1 protein-coding gene is annotated in these 345 nt (G+C 64.9%); it reads right to left on the bottom strand.

Annotation, left to right across the window (positions count from 1 at the left end):
• Positions 1-25 precede the first annotated feature (25 nt).
• Complete coding sequence (locus tag EN859_RS36175; RefSeq protein WP_281015681.1) at positions 26-253, bottom strand: formate dehydrogenase subunit delta; 228 nt, start codon at positions 251-253, stop codon at positions 26-28.
• Positions 254-345 lie beyond the last annotated feature (92 nt).

The following is a 345-nucleotide window of genomic DNA, read 5'->3' as shown; positions in this document are numbered from 1 at the left end:
CGACCGCCGACCCGCGCCCCAACCCTCAGGCGACATGAGCCTCCGCAGGCGTGAGACGCTCGCGGTTTTTCACCAGCGCCTCCCTGACGATGGCGGACATTTCGATGCCGCCCGTCTGCGGCGCATCGAGCGACGCGATCAACGCGCGCCGCATGCGCGGCTCCCAGAAGCGGCGGATATGATCCGCCACACCGGCGACCGCTTCGTCGTGATCCGGCATCGAAGAGAAGAAATCGCCGATGCGGTTCGCCATGTCGATCAGATTCCGAATGTCCATGGCTCGCCTCACTTACCGGATGTCGCATTGGCCAGTTCGCGCTGCCTGAGCAACTCGAGTTGCTCGGC

The organism is Mesorhizobium sp. M00.F.Ca.ET.216.01.1.1 (assembly GCF_004010325.2).
GTDB lineage: Bacteria > Pseudomonadota > Alphaproteobacteria > Rhizobiales > Rhizobiaceae > Mesorhizobium.
Note: the sequence above shows the minus strand (reverse complement) of the source record. Positions and strands in the feature narration are given on the sequence as shown.